This is a genomic window from Anabaena sp. WFMT (assembly GCF_051781005.1).
Classification (GTDB): Bacteria; Cyanobacteriota; Cyanobacteriia; order Cyanobacteriales; family Nostocaceae; genus Anabaena.
In genome coordinates, this window is the sequence record NZ_JBPWOA010000053.1 from 42,069 (window position 1) to 60,301 (window position 18,233).

General features: G+C 37.6%; 14 protein-coding genes. 13 read left to right on the forward strand and 1 reads right to left on the reverse strand.

What is annotated here, in order from left to right; genetic code table 11:
• Positions 1–18 precede the first annotated feature (18 nt).
• Positions 19–1,410 (forward strand): carotenoid oxygenase family protein, encoded by a 1,392-nt coding sequence (locus ACSQ6I_RS25825; RefSeq protein ID WP_438893091.1) that lies wholly within the window; start codon positions 19–21, stop codon positions 1,408–1,410.
• Between the two features lie 253 nt (positions 1,411–1,663).
• The gene (locus ACSQ6I_RS25830) at positions 1,664–2,722 is read left to right on the forward strand and encodes a J domain-containing protein (protein ID WP_438893092.1); all 1,059 of its coding nucleotides are present in this window, start codon (positions 1,664–1,666) and stop codon (positions 2,720–2,722) included.
• A gap of 41 nt (positions 2,723–2,763) precedes the next feature.
• Here the strand turns inward: ACSQ6I_RS25830 and ACSQ6I_RS25835 are convergent, their stop codons facing one another.
• Positions 2,764–3,585, reverse strand: a complete 822-nt coding sequence (locus ACSQ6I_RS25835; RefSeq protein ID WP_438893093.1) for an alpha/beta hydrolase — start codon at positions 3,583–3,585, stop codon at positions 2,764–2,766.
• Between the two features lie 197 nt (positions 3,586–3,782).
• Here ACSQ6I_RS25835 and hpsE (ACSQ6I_RS25840) point away from each other — a divergent pair, with 197 nt between their 5' ends.
• The 11 genes from hpsE (ACSQ6I_RS25840) (at position 3,783) to ACSQ6I_RS25890 (ending at position 17,929) form a co-directional block, all read left to right on the forward strand.
• Positions 3,783–4,751 (forward strand): hormogonium polysaccharide biosynthesis glycosyltransferase HpsE, encoded by a 969-nt coding sequence (gene hpsE / locus ACSQ6I_RS25840; protein ID WP_438893094.1) that lies wholly within the window; start codon positions 3,783–3,785, stop codon positions 4,749–4,751.
• Between the two features lie 8 nt (positions 4,752–4,759).
• Positions 4,760–5,746, forward strand: a complete 987-nt coding sequence (locus ACSQ6I_RS25845) for a glycosyltransferase (protein ID WP_438893095.1) — start codon at positions 4,760–4,762, stop codon at positions 5,744–5,746.
• A 33-nt stretch (positions 5,747–5,779) separates the two neighbouring features.
• A complete protein-coding gene (locus ACSQ6I_RS25850) occupies positions 5,780–6,718 on the forward strand; it encodes a glycosyltransferase (protein WP_438893096.1) in 939 nt (312 codons plus the stop codon).
• 403 nt (positions 6,719–7,121) lie between these two features.
• On the forward strand, positions 7,122–7,358 hold the full coding sequence (gene rpmB, locus ACSQ6I_RS25855) for a 50S ribosomal protein L28 (RefSeq protein WP_438893097.1): 237 nt from the start codon (positions 7,122–7,124) through the stop codon (positions 7,356–7,358).
• A gap of 874 nt (positions 7,359–8,232) precedes the next feature.
• A complete protein-coding gene (gene hpsA / locus ACSQ6I_RS25860) occupies positions 8,233–12,747 on the forward strand; it encodes a hormogonium polysaccharide biosynthesis protein HpsA (protein WP_438893098.1) in 4,515 nt (1,504 codons plus the stop codon).
• A gap of 20 nt (positions 12,748–12,767) precedes the next feature.
• Positions 12,768–13,454, forward strand: coding sequence for a hormogonium polysaccharide secretion pseudopilin HpsB (gene hpsB / locus ACSQ6I_RS25865; protein ID WP_438893099.1), 687 nt, complete (start codon positions 12,768–12,770; stop codon positions 13,452–13,454).
• Between the two features lie 117 nt (positions 13,455–13,571).
• Positions 13,572–14,555: a hormogonium polysaccharide secretion pseudopilin HpsC gene (gene hpsC / locus ACSQ6I_RS25870; protein ID WP_438893100.1), complete on the forward strand. Its 984-nt coding sequence runs from the start codon at positions 13,572–13,574 to the stop codon at positions 14,553–14,555.
• A 29-nt stretch (positions 14,556–14,584) separates the two neighbouring features.
• A complete protein-coding gene (locus ACSQ6I_RS25875) occupies positions 14,585–15,256 on the forward strand; it encodes a pilus assembly FimT family protein (protein ID WP_438893101.1) in 672 nt (223 codons plus the stop codon).
• 145 nt (positions 15,257–15,401) lie between these two features.
• Positions 15,402–16,355, forward strand: coding sequence for a hormogonium polysaccharide biosynthesis glycosyltransferase HpsE (hpsE, locus tag ACSQ6I_RS25880; RefSeq protein ID WP_438893102.1), 954 nt, complete (start codon positions 15,402–15,404; stop codon positions 16,353–16,355).
• A 358-nt stretch (positions 16,356–16,713) separates the two neighbouring features.
• Positions 16,714–17,253 (forward strand): pilus assembly FimT family protein, encoded by a 540-nt coding sequence (locus ACSQ6I_RS25885; protein WP_438893103.1) that lies wholly within the window; start codon positions 16,714–16,716, stop codon positions 17,251–17,253.
• A 28-nt stretch (positions 17,254–17,281) separates the two neighbouring features.
• Positions 17,282–17,929, forward strand: coding sequence for a TIGR04282 family arsenosugar biosynthesis glycosyltransferase (locus ACSQ6I_RS25890; protein WP_438893104.1), 648 nt, complete (start codon positions 17,282–17,284; stop codon positions 17,927–17,929).
• Positions 17,930–18,233: the final 304 nt, after the last annotated feature.

Below are 18,233 nucleotides of genomic sequence, written 5' to 3' on the forward strand. Positions count from 1 at the left end.
TAAAACTCAATATTAACAATGCTCACCACCGCAGTAAATCCGTATCTTGATGGCAATTTTGCCGCAGTTCGTCAAGAAATCACCACAGACAGCCTAAAAGTTATCGGTGAATTACCCTCCGATCTTTCCGGGATGTTTGTCCGTAATGGCCCTAACCCCCAACATACACCTATAGGACAGTATCACTGGTTTGACGGTGATGGAATGTTACATGGCGTGCAAATCAGCAACGGTAAAGCCACCTATCGCAATCGCTACGTCCGCACGAGAGGATGGAATGTTGAACATGAAGCGGGTAAAGCTGTCTGGAGTGGAATGTTAGAACCACCTCAAATGGATAACCCCCACGGACCGGGGAAAAATACAGCTAATACTGCGTTAGTATGGCACGCCGGACAATTTTTAGCAGTGTGGGAAGGAGGTGCGCCGCATAATATCCAACTTCCTCAATTAGAAACCATTAGTGAATATACTTACAATAATCAACTCGTTTCTCCTTTTACTGCTCACCCCAAAGTAGACCCAGTGACAGGAGAAATGATGTTCTTTGGCTACTCATTTGCCCCACCATACCTGCAATATAGCGTAGTTTCAGCCCAAGGAGAGTTATTGCGAACCGTCCCCATTGACATACCAATGGGAGTAATGATGCATGATTTTGCCATAACTGAAAATTACACGATCTTCATGGATTTACCTTTGACATTCAGCCCAGAACGAATGCAAAAGGGAGAACCGATGATGATGTTTGAGAGCGATCGCCCCAGTCGTTTTGGCATTGTCCCACGTCACGGAGATAACAGCAACATCCGCTGGTTTGAAACTCCCTCCTGCTTTATCTTTCACATCCTCAACGCCTACGAAAACCAAGACGAAGTAGTACTTATCGCTTGTCGCATGAGTTCCACAAACGTCTTAATGAGTCAATCAACAGATCCCACAGCAGACATACCCCTACTACACCGTTGGCGCTTTAACCTCAGCACAGGTGTAGTCAAAGAAGAAATGCTAGACGATGTACCAGCCGAATTTCCTCGCATTAACGAAAATGCTTTAGGAAGAAAAACCCAATATGGCTACGCTGGAAAAATGGCCAACAGTCCTGTACCTTTATTTGAAGGGGTAATTAAGTACAATTTCAGTAATGGCAAATCCCAAACCCATGAATTTGGACAAGGACGCTATGGCGGTGAAGCAGTATTTGCACCCCGTCTTCATGCCACTACAGAAGATGATGGCTGGCTTATAACCTTTGTTTATGATCAAAATTCAGAAACTTCCGAATTAATAGTAATAAATGCTCAAGATGTCACCAGCGAACCTGTCGCACGAGTCATCATTCCTCAACGAGTACCCTATGGTTTCCACGGTGCTTGGATATCAGAATCACAGTTGAGAAATTCTATCTAATTCGTAAGAATTCTCCTATACCCCACATTCTCGTTCCCATACTCTGTATGGGAATGAATTCTAGAAGGCTCTGCCTTCCTTTGCTAAAATAGTAGCTCAGGAGATGAAATAGTCCATTAGATAGATTAAATTTCATTCACACAATTACCCATTCAAAAAATAGTAAAGTAAAAATATCAATTCACTAAATAATTATAATTTCTCCTGTCCACTCACAGCAATCTTGTAAACCTTAAACTTACTGACATTTCTCATGGCTAGAAAAACCAAGTCTGCATCTCCTACCAACCAAGTACCTCTACTTGCACTTTCTGAACTACATATCCATTTAGAAGGATTAGAAAAAGAACACCAATCACTACTCAAACAGATTAAGAGAAAGCGAACAGAACTAAATAACTTTGTAGAACAAATGCGTTCTTTAGCCACAGAGGTATTTCATCAAGCCACCCCCTGCTTCAAAAAAATGGCAGACCTCGATCAGGAAATTCATGCACTTTTCAAGGAAATTTTTACTACTAGAAAATTTGGTAAACAAACCCAGAAACATATAGAAGGACTTTATTTAAATCTCCAAATGTCCGGGATAATCAGCCCCAAATCTGCCAAACAAGAAGACGACGATACAGAACTAGATCAACTGTTTGAAAACCCAGAAGAAAATGACGAAAATAAAAATAATCAAGGTCGTCATCACTATTGGGAATCACAACATGAAGCAGAGTCTACTTCCGCAAGCAGAACAGAAGAATCCAGAAAAATTCGGCAGACATTTTTGAAGTTAGCAGAAATCTTTCACCCAGATAAAGTACAAGACAGTGAAACTCATAAGTCTCATACAGAAATCATGAAAGAAATCAATAAAGCCTACCAAGAAGGAGACTTAGCAAGACTTTTAGAAATTGAACGTCAGCATCAATTAGGAGAATCTATTGATAGCAATAGTGAAGATGATTTAACTCGTAGATGTAACAATCTAGAACAACAGAATGAAATTCTTAAAACTCAATATGAGAAATTAAAACAAGAACTACGTCTAGCTAAAAATACCCCTGAAGGAACAATGGTTTCTGATTCTCGCAAAGCCGCAAAACAAGGAATTAATTCTGTTGATTTAATGTTAGAAACTTTAGAATCTCAGATTAATATCATTGTTGATATTCGTGATTTTATCAAAGATTTTAGAGAACAGAAAATTACTATTAAAGAATTTCTTGCAGGTCCCCCAAGTTTGCGCTCATCGAGAGAGGATATGATAGAAGAACTGCTAGAAGAGATGATGCAAGAATTAGGGGGAGTAATTATTTTTTAAAATAAGATTTTTTAGCTTTAGTCTGTAATTGGAAATAAAGTCTAATGTTTCAAAAGTAAATCATTAAACTCGCGCAAAATCTTTCCATAATTATCTCCTGCAACCAAAAATAAATCATTATGATTTGCTGTTTCTACCCACAAATAAAGTTTAGGTGAATTGACAGCAGCAAATAATTTTTTACCATGAGCAAAAGGAATAATTTCATCTGATTTACCATGTATCACCAACACAGGAGATTTTACTTTTTTGATTTTATCCAAATTGGTAAACTTATCAAAAGGTAAAATTGGGAAAGGTACAACAACCCGAAAAGCTGAAGTAAAAGCACTTTCAAGAATTAAACCCGCTACAGGTTTTCGTACCGCTAAATCTACTGCTGAACCACCCCCAACTGAACGCCCAAAAACAATAATTTTCTCTGGTTTAATCTTTAAATCTTCAATTAAATAATTGTAAGCAGTTTCAATATCTTGATAAGCATGATTTTCTGTAGGTGTTCCTTCACTCGTACCATAGCCGCGATAGTCATAAGCAAAGACACTAAAACCTAAATCGCGTAATTTTTTTAATATTTCTTTGATATCTCCCAAATCTTCCGCATTCCCGTGGACATAAAGAATTGTGTATTTAGCTTGATTGTTTGGTAAATATACTGCTGAAATTTGCTGTTTTCCCCTCGTCTTCAGCTTGATAATGTCTTTTGTATCTTCATAGCTAGACGGTTGAGGCAGAAAGATCATACTATCTGCCCGAAAATATACATAGACGGCAAACAAAGTGTAGATGAAAATTAAAGATTTGAGCATCCGTTTCCAGGTAAAATCACCAATTAGCAGTTTTTTTAGTCGCTGTTTATCCATGTCTAAGTGTAAAATTGATGTATATTGTAATGATTATAAGTATGATATGCTGGTGTACATCTACTAATTTGCCAGAGCGTGAATATTCTAGCTTGTATGTACTTATGTACAAGTAAATTATTACCCTTCCGTTGGCGCACGTCTCCTAAAAGGGTCAATTAAGCAAAAGATACAAATTTTAAAAATTACCTATTACCATGTCTATAGATTTTACTGTGGTTATTCCCACATACAACGGAGCAATTCGTTTACCCGAAGTTCTGGAAAAATTGCGAAATCAAAGAGAAGTAGAAAATATTAGCTGGGAAATTGTAGTTGTCAATAATAACAGCACAGATGCTACAGAAAAAGTAATTCAAGAATATCAAGCGAACTGGAATCATCCTGTACCCTTGCGCTACTGTTTTGAAACTCAACAAGGATGTTCTTTCGCCCGACAAAAAGGTGTAGAAGAAGCTAAAGGAGAACTAATTAGCTTTTTAGATGATGATAATCTACCAGCGCTAAACTGGGTAAAATCTGCATACACATTTGCACAAGAACATCCAAAAGCAGGTGCATTCGGTAGCAGAATTTATGGTGCATTTGAAACCAAGCCACCAGCAGAAATTCAATCAATCATTTTTTATTTGGCTCTTGTCGATAGAGGCTCAGAACCTCTGATATATGAACCACGCAAAACAGGACTTCCTCCTGGTGCTGGATTAGTTGTTCGTCGGGACGTTTGGAATCAATGTGTTCCTTCTCAGCTAGTTTTACTTGGTAGAGCGGGAACATCTTGGATGGCAACTGGTCAAGATTCAGAAGCATTATTGTATATTCATAATGGCGGCTGGGAAATTTGGTATAACCCAGCAATGGAGATTGAACACGTCATCCCATCATCACGATTAGAGAAAACTTATCTGATGCGGTTGATGAAAATTATTGGTTTAGGCAGATTTTATTTAAGGATGTTATCACTATCATGGTGGCAAAGACCTTTTGCTTTTTTAATTTATTTAGTAAGTGATTTATGCAAGGTAATATTACATTATTTTCGTTATCGAGAAGTTTTAAATAGCCATGTTGCTGCTGCTTATCAGATGGAACGTCTAAAGGCAACTCTAATTAGTCCTTTCTATTTATTTCGTTTAAAAATTAGCAATTACCTAAAATTACTGTGAGATAATTTATGTCCAATATAATATCTGTAATAATTCCTGTTTTTAATGGACAAACTACAATAAAAGAGACAATTCATAGTATTTTAGAACAAACTTTTACTGATTTTGAGTTAATCATTATTAATGGTGATTCAAGTGATTCAACACTAGAAATTGTTTCTCATATCCAAGACCCCCGAATCAAAATATTTTCTTACCCAAGAGCTAATGTTGCAGTTAATCGTAATCGGGGTTTTCATCATTCCTGTGGTGAATTTATTACTTTTTTAGATGCAGATGACCTATGGACTCGTGATAAACTGGAATCACAATACACTGCATTTCAAGAAAATCCTCAAGCTGGAGTTGTTTATAGTTGGAGTCATCGTATAGATGAGAATGGAAAATTTTTACGCAAATGTTCCTCTGTCTATTGGATGGGTGATGTTTATGAGAAGCTATTGTTAGATGATTTTATTGGTAGTGGGTCCAATGTCATGATTCGCAGAGATATCTTTACTTTAGTAGGTGGTTTTGATGAATCTTTAACAAATGCTCAAGATACTGATATGTGGTTACGCTTATCAGCAATCACAGATTTTATTTGCGTACCAAAAGCTCAAATTTTATATCGTATGGTGCCAAATTCTATGTCCTCTAACATTTTAGGACTGGAGAAATCAAACCTACAGGTTATTCACCGTGCTTTCACTCATCAGAAAGCTGAATCTTATCAAAATCTCAAACCACAAGCAATAGCTAATCTCTACAAATATCTCTGTTACAAGGCTTTAGATGCATCTCCTGGAAAACAAAATACCTTAGTTACAACCAGGTTTATATTGATAGCTGTCATTACAGATCCTAGCCTTTTAATAAAACCTATAATTTGGAAAGCAACTTTGAAACTTTTGGTAATGACTTTACTTCCTCCTATTTGGGTAAATGTATTGTTTACTAAATTTCCTCGTTTCTCAAATACCAGTACTTTCTTAGGATATGAAAAAACTGTTTAGTTAAATTGCTAAGTAAATTAGCAAAATATAATCATGATCTCTGTAGTTATTCCCGTTTATAATGGTGAGAAAACAATTAGAGAAACTATTGAATCAGTCCTCACCCAGAACTTTAAAGATATAGAAATTATAGTAATAAATGATGGTTCAAATGATTCAACACTAGAAATTATTAAAAGTATTGCGGATTCACGAATACAGATATTTACATACACTAATGCAGGTTTAGCCGCTAGTCGGAATCGGGGAATTTACCACGCTAGTGGCGAATATATTTCCTTTATTGATGCAGATGATTTATGGACACCTGATAAATTAGAGTCTCAATGGCAAGTTTTACGAGAAAACCCTGCTTCTGCTGTAGCTTATAGCTGGACTGATTATATAAATGAATCAGGAAAAATATGCAAATCAGGTCGTAGAATAATAGCTAATGGAGAAGTTTTTGAGCAGCTTTTACTATTTAATTTTTTAGAGAATGGTTCTAATCCTTTAATTCGTACTCAGGTTTTCAAAGAGATTGGTGATTTTGATGAATCACTTTTAGCTTCAGAAGATAGAGATATGTGGTTGCGTTTAGCAGTTAACTATGAATTTGCTTGCGTCGAGAAAGTACAAATATTATATCGAATATCTCCAAATTCAATGTCTGCTAACTTGAAAAAACAAGAAGTAGAAACATTGAAAGTTATTGAAAGATTTTTTGCTCACCCAAAGGCTGCATCTTTACAACACCTAAAAAAATATAGTCTTTCTTATCTATATAAATACCTTTTATTTAAAGCTCTAGAAACACCAGTGGAACTACAGCAAAGTTGGAAAGCTACACAATTCTGGTGGAAATGTGTTAAGAACGACCCATCTGTACTCAAACAGAGACGAGTCATGTTGATAGCACTAGTAAAAATTGCTTTTCCTGAAATAATTAACGTAGTCAAAAAAATAGCAGCTACTTCTAGAGAAAGAAACTGAGAAACAATCGCTTCGAGGAATTAGAGGATGTCTGAGAAGTGTGAGATGTCATGCTGTAGCTTGCTTCCTGTCAGATATGCAGTACCAATGAAGTGTACGGATAATGCCAACACAGAGCCTGCTAGAGGCTATAGCATCTCACAAATTAACGGACAATAGAGGAGATTCGTTGCTTTCCTTCGGAACCTCTGCTCCACTCAGAATGACAAAATATACCTTTTTCTTACTTTTTCAAACATCCTCTTAGACTGTTGGTTGAGTGTTCACGCCTTAGCACAACTACAAATCAGGCTGAGTTTTACAAAGAAGGAGAGGATCTAGCAAATCACAAACCCTAATTTTTGCTGTAAAGCGCCTAAAATAAAAAGGTTGTACTCAAATAATAATCTGGAGATATTTTGTTATGTCCCGTCGTTGTGAACTCACTGGTAAAAAAGCTAATAATGCAATGGCAGTTTCCCACTCCCATCGTCGCACAAAGCGTCTGCAACAGGCCAACCTGCAAAATAAGCGGGTATGGTGGGCAGGTGGCAATCGTTGGGTGAAACTGAAATTGTCTACCAAAGCTATCAAAACCCTGGATACAAAAGGTTTAGAAGCTATGGCAAAAGAAGCCGGTATCAACCTCAACCAACACTAAAATATTAGCCCTATCGTAGGGTGGGTTAGGTACAGCCGTAACCCACCATTAACAACCAACAATATAACTAAACCGCGTCTAATTTGAAACCCATAGTTTTTTCTTAATCGGGTTTTATTCCTAAATCCTATACTGTTCACTAGTCTTCAATATAAGTTTTGGCGTTATTATACTGCAAACTGGTAAAATCTGGACTTATGTCATACTGAGCGTAGCGTGACGACGCAGGAGTCATACGCCACGCTGCGCTATCAGAATGACACTTGTGAACTGTTTTTAGTATAATAGAAATTAATTTGCTTAACTGAAACGTCAAACTTTTCAAATGCAGACTTAACTGAAGCATTGCATCTATCTAAAATAGAAATCTCCGAAAAAAATGTAGAGAAGTTCCATAGAAAGTCTCTGCAAGGGTTTTGGATGACGTAATATTTTAATTTTAAAATTCAGTATATAGAAACTGTGTATACGCTTTTACTGTACCAATTATGATGTATCACAATAAAAATTTCTACAGTGATATCTTTTCTTGACAATCTGGGTATTCTATACTTGTCATGTTAATAATAACTTTATGAACCTAACTTAAATTCTTTTTTTTACGTGAAATTACCGGGAAGATGCTACAATTTGATAGATATGAATTTCAAAATTCAGTATTTCCCAGATGAATGCCAAGATTTCAACAATGTTATAACTTAAACTAGTGTTCTCAGTGACTCTCTACTAGACTCGCAAGTCAGCACATAACAAACACAGTTGGCATAAAAATAAACCTGAATTGTGTCTGTAAGACAATGTTAATAGACACAACTATCAATATCGAAAAAGCTAAAAATACGCGCCCAATAATTACTTGACAGGGGAAGCAGCTATGTCTCGAAAACGTCAGCCAGTCAAGGCTATCACTAGAATATCTAAAAGATTTATTCGTAAATTCTTATACAAAGCTAAAAAACAAATTATTTGGCTACTCAGAGCTATTTTTAGCTTCAACAGAAAACGAGAATCTGCCAATGCTGGTTTCGTGTTGCCAACAGTAGCAATGGTATCTATAGTAGTGGTGCTACTGACTACTGCTATTATGTTCCGGTCATTTGAACGAGCAAAAAACGCCAGCAATGTCCGTGTCAATGAAGCAGTCGTGAGCGCTTCATCACCTGCACTAGATAGAGCCAGAGCCAAAATTAGTAAGCTATTTGCAGATAAATCTTTACCAAGAGCTACACCGGCTGACGATGCACTTTATAACACTCTAATAGATAAGATTCCACAATTTACTTTTGGTGATGAAACAAAACTAAAGTTGACTTATGGTACGGAGACATTAGAAACTGCATGGAAATTTCCTGTTGATACAGATAATAATGGGAAATTTGACAGCTATACACTTTATGGGATCTACTTTAAAAATCCCCCTGTAGATGGTGGTCAATACAGCCGTGCCAGGACTCCTTTAGAAGCCAGAACCCCACCAATGGTAGAAGGAACTTTGGATGATGCCTGTGGTGTTAATACAAGTGCAAATTTGATTGGCAATACAGGTTGGGTTAAACAAAATGGTCGGTTGAAAAAATCGCTTTTTGTTTATACTGCCACTGTTCCGATTACCAGTTCACAGACAGGCGATTTCGAGAAAAATAAAGGTAATAAAGGCTTTTCTGCCTTAGAGTATCAACAAGATCGGGTGCAAGATACGCCTAATAATAAAGCAGTTGTTTATGAAGATGACCTAGAAATAACTCCTGGTGACAGCTTTAATCTTAATGGCAGTATCTTCACTAACAGTAATTTAATTACTGGTTATAGTTCAGGTGGGATCAGATTATTTCAAATCAGCAGTCCAGCTTCCTGCTTTTACGAAGCTAAAAACGCTAAAATTACTGTTGGTGGGAACTTAGGTGATAACAGATTTATAAATGATGGTGCAACTAAGGACACAAAAGTTGATTTATTTAATGGCAAGGGAACGAACCCCATAGAGAATACAACTATTTCATCAAAATCAGTAAATGAAACGGATAATGCTAAATTGTTTTACAACAATTTAGCTTATGAACAACGGATTAATAAATTAGTAACTACCCAAATGGGTAATGGTAAAACTGACCCAGAAGAAGTTATTAATGGAATTGCAAAAGAAAAGTTGAAGCAGGGTTATGTTGACACCGACTTCGATATAGTTAGACAAAAACAACTGAGACTCTATTTTAAAAAACGTACCCGTCGAGTACCTTATAAGGAAGTTAAATTTGGCAGCGAGAATGCTGATATTACTGCTGCTCCCACTCCACTGCTAGAAAATATTGGTACTGATAATCTACGCCCCAATGATAAATGGATTTATCCCACTGACCCTGCTGATGGCATAACTGTTGGTAGTAATTACACTAAATTACCATTAAAGACTACTGGTACATCACTTGAACCAAAGGCAACAGAACCAAAAAAAGTCAAAGAGGATGGTGGGAAAGAGGGAAATTTAGGTGACAGGATTCTTGTTGGTAATAACTTACCAGAACTCTGGTGGGATGACAATAAAAAGACTTTTGTAGGCCCTGGTGTGGAAGAAACTCAGGACATTAAAGGTATTAAATGGAATGCAGGAGATACCACTAAAACTCGGACTCGGCACACCTATGTAGAGACATTGGTTGATGTTGGCTCTACAGAACGTGATGGAGAGTGGGAATCCGCAGCAGCGCAGATACCTAAAGATGTGACTGAACCATTAGGTGGGTTGCGAGTTGTAACTGGTGCAGGTATTTATTTGAACAAGGGTGGTACTCCTAGCAGCTTCACTTCAACTGATAAAGAAATTTGGCCGGATACAAAGCCAGTACCGCAAGCGCCAGAACCCACGAATAAGACGATCAAACCTTACTGGATGTATGACTATCTCTCTACAGATGCTTCTCAATACGCTAGTGTCACGTTCACTTGGCCAGGCCTTGCTACCGCCGATGACAAAAAGCCGTACTTGCAGATGCGGGCTACAGCTGTTTATCACTATAAGCAAACTGGTTACAGTCCAACCAATCCAAAACCTATAGCTTGTGTTAGTAGCTTTTATGTTCCTACTAACAGCACTACAGCAAAAAATCAACCTACATACAACAGTAAGACATTATCTTGGAATTCTGCTACTGATGGTTTATCCAATAACGGTATAGTTTATGGAGCGCCAAGCAAGGCTTCAAGTGATTATACAAGCGTACTAACATACCAGTCTCAGTTAAAATATCCCAATGGACGTTTGATAGATGATGGCATACTAGCCACAGCTATAAAAAAATCAAAAGATAGTAAGCCTTTAAAGCTGTCAGAACAATCTGCACTGGATGCTCAGATTTGCGCTCTCCAGATTTTAGACGGTAGTATTGGTGATCCTACAGAAACTGTGATTCCTCACGGTGCAATTAGAGAAATTGCCTTTTTAGATGCAAGACAGATTAAGCAAATTAGTTTAGATACAACAACCACAAATTATGATCTGCCAATCAAAGACAGACAACCTTTAGAAATTAGATCAACTGTATTAGACCTGGATCTATTAAGAGGTAAAAAGATTGGTACGGCTACACCAGCGCAGGAATACTTACTACCCAATAGTGGTATTATATATGCTACTCGTGATGATGCTCTGCCAGATGCAAGTGCAGGTGATCCATCATTAAGTCCTGTAGACTACAAGCTTGATACTACACGCCGTCCGAATGGGATTATGCTCGTTAATGGTTCTAAACTTGGGCGTGAATCAAATTACCGGGATGCAGAAAAGGGTTTAATTTTAGCTACCAATTTGCCTGCATATATTAAGGGTGACTTTAATAAACATCAAAACCCTAGTGGTGTTGTCCAAGAAGAGTTTACAGATATAATAAATGACAAGTCTTGGACAACTACTACTTTTTACACCAATCGAACTAAAGCGAAACTCAATTCCAACTTTGCCTGTCGTGAAAAAGATCCTCGTTTGAAGGACTGCACTGTGGGTGATGAATGGCGACCTGCTACTGTGTTATCAGATGCTATTACCTTACTATCTGGCAATTTTAAAGAAGGTTTCCGTGATGAAGGAGACTATGACTGGAACGATAGCTATACTGCACCAGTAACACTACCTACTGGTTTATCAAAAACTAATAGCTACGTACCACTTGCTAAATGGCCTGATAGTACGGGTAAACCGAGGTACTTTAGTTCCTATCTGAACAACTTTGTTACACCAATTGTTCTCAGGACTGTACCCGGTTCATATTTGACGGAAGTTTGCACTGCAATAAATAAAGCAGATTGTAGCGATCCTACAAAAGTAAAAGATGTATGGACAGTCCAAACAGCTTGTGGTGGAGGTGGAGGAAATACTTATTGGAATGGTAAAATTTTAGGTAAGAATGGAGGACTTAAATTAGTTGATGGAGTTGTAACGAAGGTTGCTAATTCTCGAATCAAAACAGGATATGTGTTTGAAAATCCGTCAGAATTTGGGGTAGAAAATAAGAAAGATAGCCCAAAATGTTTTGCTGATGATGCTCCTCGCCGATTAGCTTTAGTGAGAAATCAAACTGATGGCAAACTGGTATCACCACTTAAGGTTTTAGGTGTTAATAAAAGTGGCGATGTGCAAATATTTAATTTTCCCAATCCTGGTAGTGATATTATGCCACCATTTGGAGATATATCCATACCTTGGTTAAACCCGACTACTTTCAAAGCAAACGGTGAAATTGACAAACTAGAACCCATCTTACAGCTTAGACAGCCGATGGCTGTTGATCCTCTAGACGCGACTAATAACGATAATTTATCGCCCAGTAACGGAAACAAAAACTGGTTGCAAGTACCTGCGGCAGACACCACGTTTAATTTAATAGTAGTAACTGGAGATAACCCAGATCGCTATGATGAAGATAAAAACTTAAGAGAGAGCAATGGTGGCTTGCATAATCTAGTTCGCTTTTTAGAAAACTGGAATCCTAGTGGAACGTCTTTCAAGGTAAATATTAGTGGTTCTTTCATGCAGGTGAAAAAGAGTGCCTATGCTACTGGCACCTTCTCTACAGCTTTATCCACAAGTGATAGTAATTTACTGTATAACAACAATATTAGTGATGGGACAGGTACTGGTTATAATCCTCCTGCAAGACAATGGGGTTATGATGTAGCGTTGCTGTCTCAGTCTCCTGACCTCTTTGCCCAAAAATTGGTGTTAACACCACCAGATTTACCAGATGAGTATTACCGCGAAGTTGGTCGAGATGATAAGTGGGTGCAAACCTTGTTATGTGCCAAATCCAAAGATGACAAAGGAACAGCAGATACCAGTGATGATGTTTTTGTCAATGCTGTTGACTCAGATCAACTTCCCTCTGGTTGTGCATCTTAGACTCTGGTAATGAGGTAATTATGAAAAGCAAAAAACAGAAAATTAGTTTGCCTAAAGACAATTCTGGTTTTACGATTATTGAGTCTTTGATGGGAATAGTGGTTGTCTCTATTCTCATGGCAGCTATAGCTCCTGTTCTGGTCATGTCCACAGCTACCCGTGTACAGTCTAAACGGGTAGAACTGGCAGTTAACGCAGCAAAAACTTTCGTTGATGGTGTCAGAACAGGCTCAATTTCAGCACCAACAAAAGCAATTTCTCTTGATCCTTTAGATGACACTAAAACATTAAGACCTCTCAGCGAGAATCTAGTTACTGCTCTAACTATGCCAGTTCCTACAGCTAGTTCTACAGATTTATACTGCTTTAAGGAAGGTAACATCGCTGCGACTACTACAACAGCTTGTAAAGAAAATCCTTATCGGCAGTTTTACATCCAAGCTGCTCAGATTAAGGTCAAAGATGCTGATGCGGATAATGGTTATCGTTTAGCGATTCGGGTTTATAGAACCGACATTAATTTTAGCAAAACCGTAAAAGCTAGCAATAATGCGACAAAAAGCACGGCTTCAACTGTAACTGCTTCGATGGGCGATGCACAAGTGCCACTAGTAGAAATGACTACGGACATTGCCAATAGAAATACATCATTTAAGGCTTTGTGCGATCGCCTGGGTCCTGCATCTGGTACAACCTGTAGTGAATAACAGTTACTCAGTCCATTGTTATTGTTGAACACAAAAGACGTGTGTATCTCTATAGGAATCCTATTTGAATTTTGAAAAACTCTTTCTAATATGCAGTCAAGGAGAGTCTAAATAATAATGCTGAAAACTTTAAAATTCTTACTCAAAAATCAACTTAAAATCTCTAGTATCCCTACAACCAATGATGGGTTTACCATGATTGAATTGTTAGTAGCGATGGTGATAGCCTTTTTGATTCTCACACCATTGCTGGGTTTCATGGTTAATATCTTGAATACAGACAGACAAGAGCAAGTAAAGGCAAATTCTGAGCAAGAAATTCAATCAGCACTCAACTATATTGCTCGTGACTTACAACAGGCAATATATATTTATGATGCAGAAGGCATTAAGACCATTAAAAGCCAGTTGCGTTATCCCAGTGATGCAGATAAAGTTCCATTGTTGGTTTTTTGGAAAAGAGAAGCTGTGAACCAAGCTGTAGAAGCTAAAGATGGGACTAAAGATGATACTTTTGTATATTCCTTGGTGTCATACTACTTAATTAAAGATAATAGCTCTACATGGTCAAAAGCTGCCCGCATCGCTAGATGGCAAATTAAAAATGGTGTAATAACTGCTGATGGTGTTGCCTGTACAGGCTATACTGCCAAATATTTCAGTGCTGAAACCTGTCCCAGTGCAGGTTTTGCCTCATTTCAGTTTGCTGAAGGTGAAAAAATAGATTCAGGGATGACAAATTGGAAAAAAGCTACAGGTGTAAATTATACAGCTAATGCTGATGCACTGATTGACTATATTGATTCAAGCGCAGATACAGCACCAACGGCAAATTGTCCCCCTGACTCAGTAACGCCTAGTATTACATGGTCGAAAATCACACCAGCTACTTTAGAAGCAACAGGAAATATTGCCAAAATGACTGGCTTTTATGCTTGTGTTGATAAAGTTAATACCACCGCTCAGGTATTTATTCGAGGCAATGCACTGGCTCGGCTTGATGATAACAACACAAACAATCTGAATTATAGTAACAGTAAAAAGACTTACTTCCCTACAGCAAATATTAGAGTTGCCGGAAGAGGGTATCTGTATCGCTAAATACTAACCGTAACTGGAGAGGATTAATAATGACTACTAATTATCTAAGAACAAGGTCTAAATATACTCCTCAGCAAGATACAGGTTTTACCCTGATAGAAATGCTTGTAGTGGTAGTTATGATAGGTATTCTTTCCGCAATTGTAGCTCCTAGCTGGTTGGGATTTGTCAATCGGCAACGTTTAAATAAAGCTCATGAAGAGGTAGTAACAGCGATAAAACAGGTGCAGGAAGAAGCGAAAAAGAAAAAAGTTAGCTACAGCATCAGCTTGCGAAAAAATACTACCACACAGGCTTTTGAGTTTGCTATTTATCCTACTAAAAAGTCTAATGGTACGGTTTTACCTACTTCAGAAATAACGACTTGGCAAAAATTGGGGGCAGATACAGGACTTAATGCCAAGCAATTTTTGTTGGGTTCAAATATTACCGACGCTGCAAAAGAAAACACTGCTGCTTCTACTTCTCTATCCTACAGTTTGACTGCACCAGCAAAAATAACATTTGATTACATGGGGAATTTACCAAATGCCAACTTTGGAACAGTACCAACAGGCTCTACAGAAGCACCAGGCTTAAAAGTTGTGGTGGCTTTACCTAGTCCTAGTAATTCTGCATTACCTAGTAGTATGAAGCGATGTGTGATTATCAAAACTCTTCTTGGTTCTATGATCACCCAGAAGGATGACAAGTGTAGTTAGATGGTTTTGTAATAGAAATTTATAAAATTACAGTATAATTACGGTATATAACAAGTTACCATAAGTAGGATGATGAAGCTAATAGTGGTAGTTTTTGTGTAAATTTTAAAAAAACTGCGCTACTTCAATTTATTGTTTGAAAACAATGAATAATTGTGTTGATTTTACTGTGGCGATTCCCACCTACAACGGTGAAAAGCGGTTGTCGGAACTGCTAGACAGGTTAAGAAGTCAAATTAATACTGAGAATATATCTTGGGAAATTGTTGTTATTGATAATAATAGTACAGATAACACGGCTAAACTTGTTCATACTTATCAAAAAAATTGGCAATGTCCCTATCCTTTAAAGTATTGCTTTGAAGCCAAGCAAGGGGCAGCTTACGCTAGGAAAAAGGCAGTTGTAGAAGCTAAAAGCGAGTTAATAGGATTTCTAGATGATGATAATTACCCCAATGCTGATTGGGTGGCAAAAGCTTATAGTTTTGCTCAAAAGTATCCCCAAGCTGGGGCATATGGTAGCCAAATTCATGCTGATTGGGAAGTAGACCCACCTGAGAATTTTCAAAGAATTTCTCCATTTTTAGCAATTACCGAGCGAGGTAATTTACCTCTGCTGTATGAATCTAGAAAAAAGATATTACCACCTTCTGCGGGGTTAGTTGTTCGTAAACAAGCGTGGCTAGAAAGTGTACCAGAACAACCTATTTTAACTGGTAGAGTTGATGGTAAAATGCTGACAAGTGAAGATTTAGAAATGTTGGCTTATATCCAAAAATCTGGTTGGGAAGTTTGGTATAACCCGGAAATGGAAATTTATCATAAAATACCTAGTTTTCGTTTAAAAAGAGAATATTTAATTCCATTTTTCAGGGGTATTGGACTAAGCCGTTATGTGACTCGGATGGTGAATGTACAACCTTGGAAGAAACCAATTTTTTCATTAGTCTATATGCTTAATGATTTGCGTAAAGTCTGTTTACACTTAATTAAATATGGGACTAGATTAGAAAGTGATTTAGTTGCATCTTGTGAAATGCAACTATTTTTAAGTAGTTTGGTGAGTCCTTTATATCTTTGGAAGCATGGTTATTTGTAGTGATTAGGACTGGCATTTTAACGATTTTGCAAAACATTCACTCAATTTGATTATGCAAAGTATATGGCGGTTCTCTGTTGGATACAATGCAATCGAGCAATCGAGGGCGGGGAGACCCCGCCCCTACAGCCCTTTCAAGGTGACTAACGGAAATACATTGTTTCGGCGCTATCATCTTGAATCCTCCGCTCATATTTTGGTTTTTTGAAGGTTGAAACAACCAAGACATAGTTGTAAATTTTTTCAACCACCTACTTAATCTGTTGTTGAGACTAATGCTTTCTTTATGAAGATTTCATATTTAAATTAACTTAAGCAAGTGAATATATTAGGTATGAAAAATATATAGCTATGACGAATGAATACAAGGTGCAAATACTCTTTTGACAAATCTATTAGCGGATTTACTTTGCTAGAAAATTTAGTTGTTGTGTTTGTAATTGGCATATTATCAGCGATCGCAGCTCCTAGTTGGTTAGGTTTTGTGAATATTCGGCGTTTGAACGTTGCACAAGGTCAAGTTTACCAAGCAATGCGCGAAGCTCAAAACCAAGCTAAAAAGGAGAAATTGACATGGCAAGCTAGTTTTAGGGAACAAAATAGTATTGTCCAATGGGCTATTCATCCTGCAACAGTTAGCCCCAGTAATGCTGTATGGAATAGTTTAGATTCTAGTGTCCGCTTAGATAATGAAACAAATTTGGATCTTGTCAATAATGTTCGGCAGATTCAATTTGATTATATGGGTAGTGTAAAACTTCAACAATTAGGGAGAGTGACTTTATTTAGTCAGTCTGGTGGAACAGCAAAGCGTTGTGTGATAGCTTCTACTATTTTAGGGGCAATGCGAACGGCCAAAGATCGTCCTACTGCTCAAGATGGTAAATTTTGTTATTAAAATAATATCTAAATAAACTCAGTATATTGTGTTGAAATCACCAACTAACGATAAACAGCACCTGATTATTTTTACCCGCTATCCAGAACCAGGGAAGACAAAAACCCGGATGATACCTGCTTTGGGTGATGTTGGTGCGGCTAATCTGCAAAGACAGATGACAGAATATACTATCAAGCAGGTAAAAGAATTACAAAAAACATCGGCTGTAACTGTGGAAGTGCGGTTTGCGGGTGGTAACTTGCAACTGATGCAAGATTGGTTGGGGTTAGATTTGATTTACAATTCTCAAGGAGAGGGTGATTTAGGTGAACGAATGGCGCGATCGCTTGCCGATGCTTTTGACAAGCGTGCAGAATATGTCATTATCATTGGGACAGACTGTCCTGGAGTGAATTCACAGATTTTAGCCACAGCTTTTGAGCAACTCAAGTCTTTTGAACTTGTACTTGGCCCTGCAATTGATGGTGGTTATTATTTAATAGGGTTGCAGCAACCAATCCCAGAGCTATTTTTTCAAATCGAGTGGGGAACGGCTCAAGTATGCCAACAAACTATAGAAATTGCCGAGAAACTTAATTTATATTCTGTATACTTACCTACACTGGCTGATGTAGACCGTCCAGAAGATTTACCCGTTTGGGAACAAACCCTGATGGGAAATGTCGAAAGATGAGACTCAGTATTTTTTAGCGACAACACCCATAACAGCTACTATTGTGGTATAGTTTGAAACCGAATATCGCAGTAGATAAAGTGAAAAATTCATGCACCAACAGGGTTTTACTGCTTTACGGGCTGATAACAATAAGCCCATTTTGACTACTGCGGTATAATCTTTCTTAGCTTTTTATAGTTGGATACTCACATAGAAAGGATGGTGAAGCCCACAGTGAGGCAGATAAGTCTGCTCGGTTTTATGCTCCAAGAGTTGTAACTTTATATATAGCCAACAATTTTATTCACAACAAATTTACAAA

Bases quoted from the DNA above. Each gene is read 5' to 3' on its own strand.
- ACSQ6I_RS25825 (WP_438893091.1), top strand. From the start codon at position 19: ATGCTCACCACCGCAGTAAATCCGTATCTTGATGGCAATTTTGCCGCA.
- ACSQ6I_RS25830 (WP_438893092.1), top strand. From the start codon at position 1,664: ATGGCTAGAAAAACCAAGTCTGCATCTCCTACCAACCAAGTACCTCTA.
- ACSQ6I_RS25835 (WP_438893093.1), bottom strand. From the start codon at position 3,585: ATGGATAAACAGCGACTAAAAAAACTGCTAATTGGTGATTTTACCTGG.
- hpsE (WP_438893094.1), top strand. From the start codon at position 3,783: ATGTCTATAGATTTTACTGTGGTTATTCCCACATACAACGGAGCAATT.
- ACSQ6I_RS25845 (WP_438893095.1), top strand. From the start codon at position 4,760: ATGTCCAATATAATATCTGTAATAATTCCTGTTTTTAATGGACAAACT.
- ACSQ6I_RS25850 (WP_438893096.1), top strand. From the start codon at position 5,780: ATGATCTCTGTAGTTATTCCCGTTTATAATGGTGAGAAAACAATTAGA.
- rpmB (WP_438893097.1), top strand. From the start codon at position 7,122: ATGTCCCGTCGTTGTGAACTCACTGGTAAAAAAGCTAATAATGCAATG.
- hpsA (WP_438893098.1), top strand. From the start codon at position 8,233: ATGTCTCGAAAACGTCAGCCAGTCAAGGCTATCACTAGAATATCTAAA.
- hpsB (WP_438893099.1), top strand. From the start codon at position 12,768: ATGAAAAGCAAAAAACAGAAAATTAGTTTGCCTAAAGACAATTCTGGT.
- hpsC (WP_438893100.1), top strand. From the start codon at position 13,572: ATGCTGAAAACTTTAAAATTCTTACTCAAAAATCAACTTAAAATCTCT.
- ACSQ6I_RS25875 (WP_438893101.1), top strand. From the start codon at position 14,585: ATGACTACTAATTATCTAAGAACAAGGTCTAAATATACTCCTCAGCAA.
- hpsE (WP_438893102.1), top strand. From the start codon at position 15,402: ATGAATAATTGTGTTGATTTTACTGTGGCGATTCCCACCTACAACGGT.
- ACSQ6I_RS25885 (WP_438893103.1), top strand. From the start codon at position 16,714: ATGAATACAAGGTGCAAATACTCTTTTGACAAATCTATTAGCGGATTT.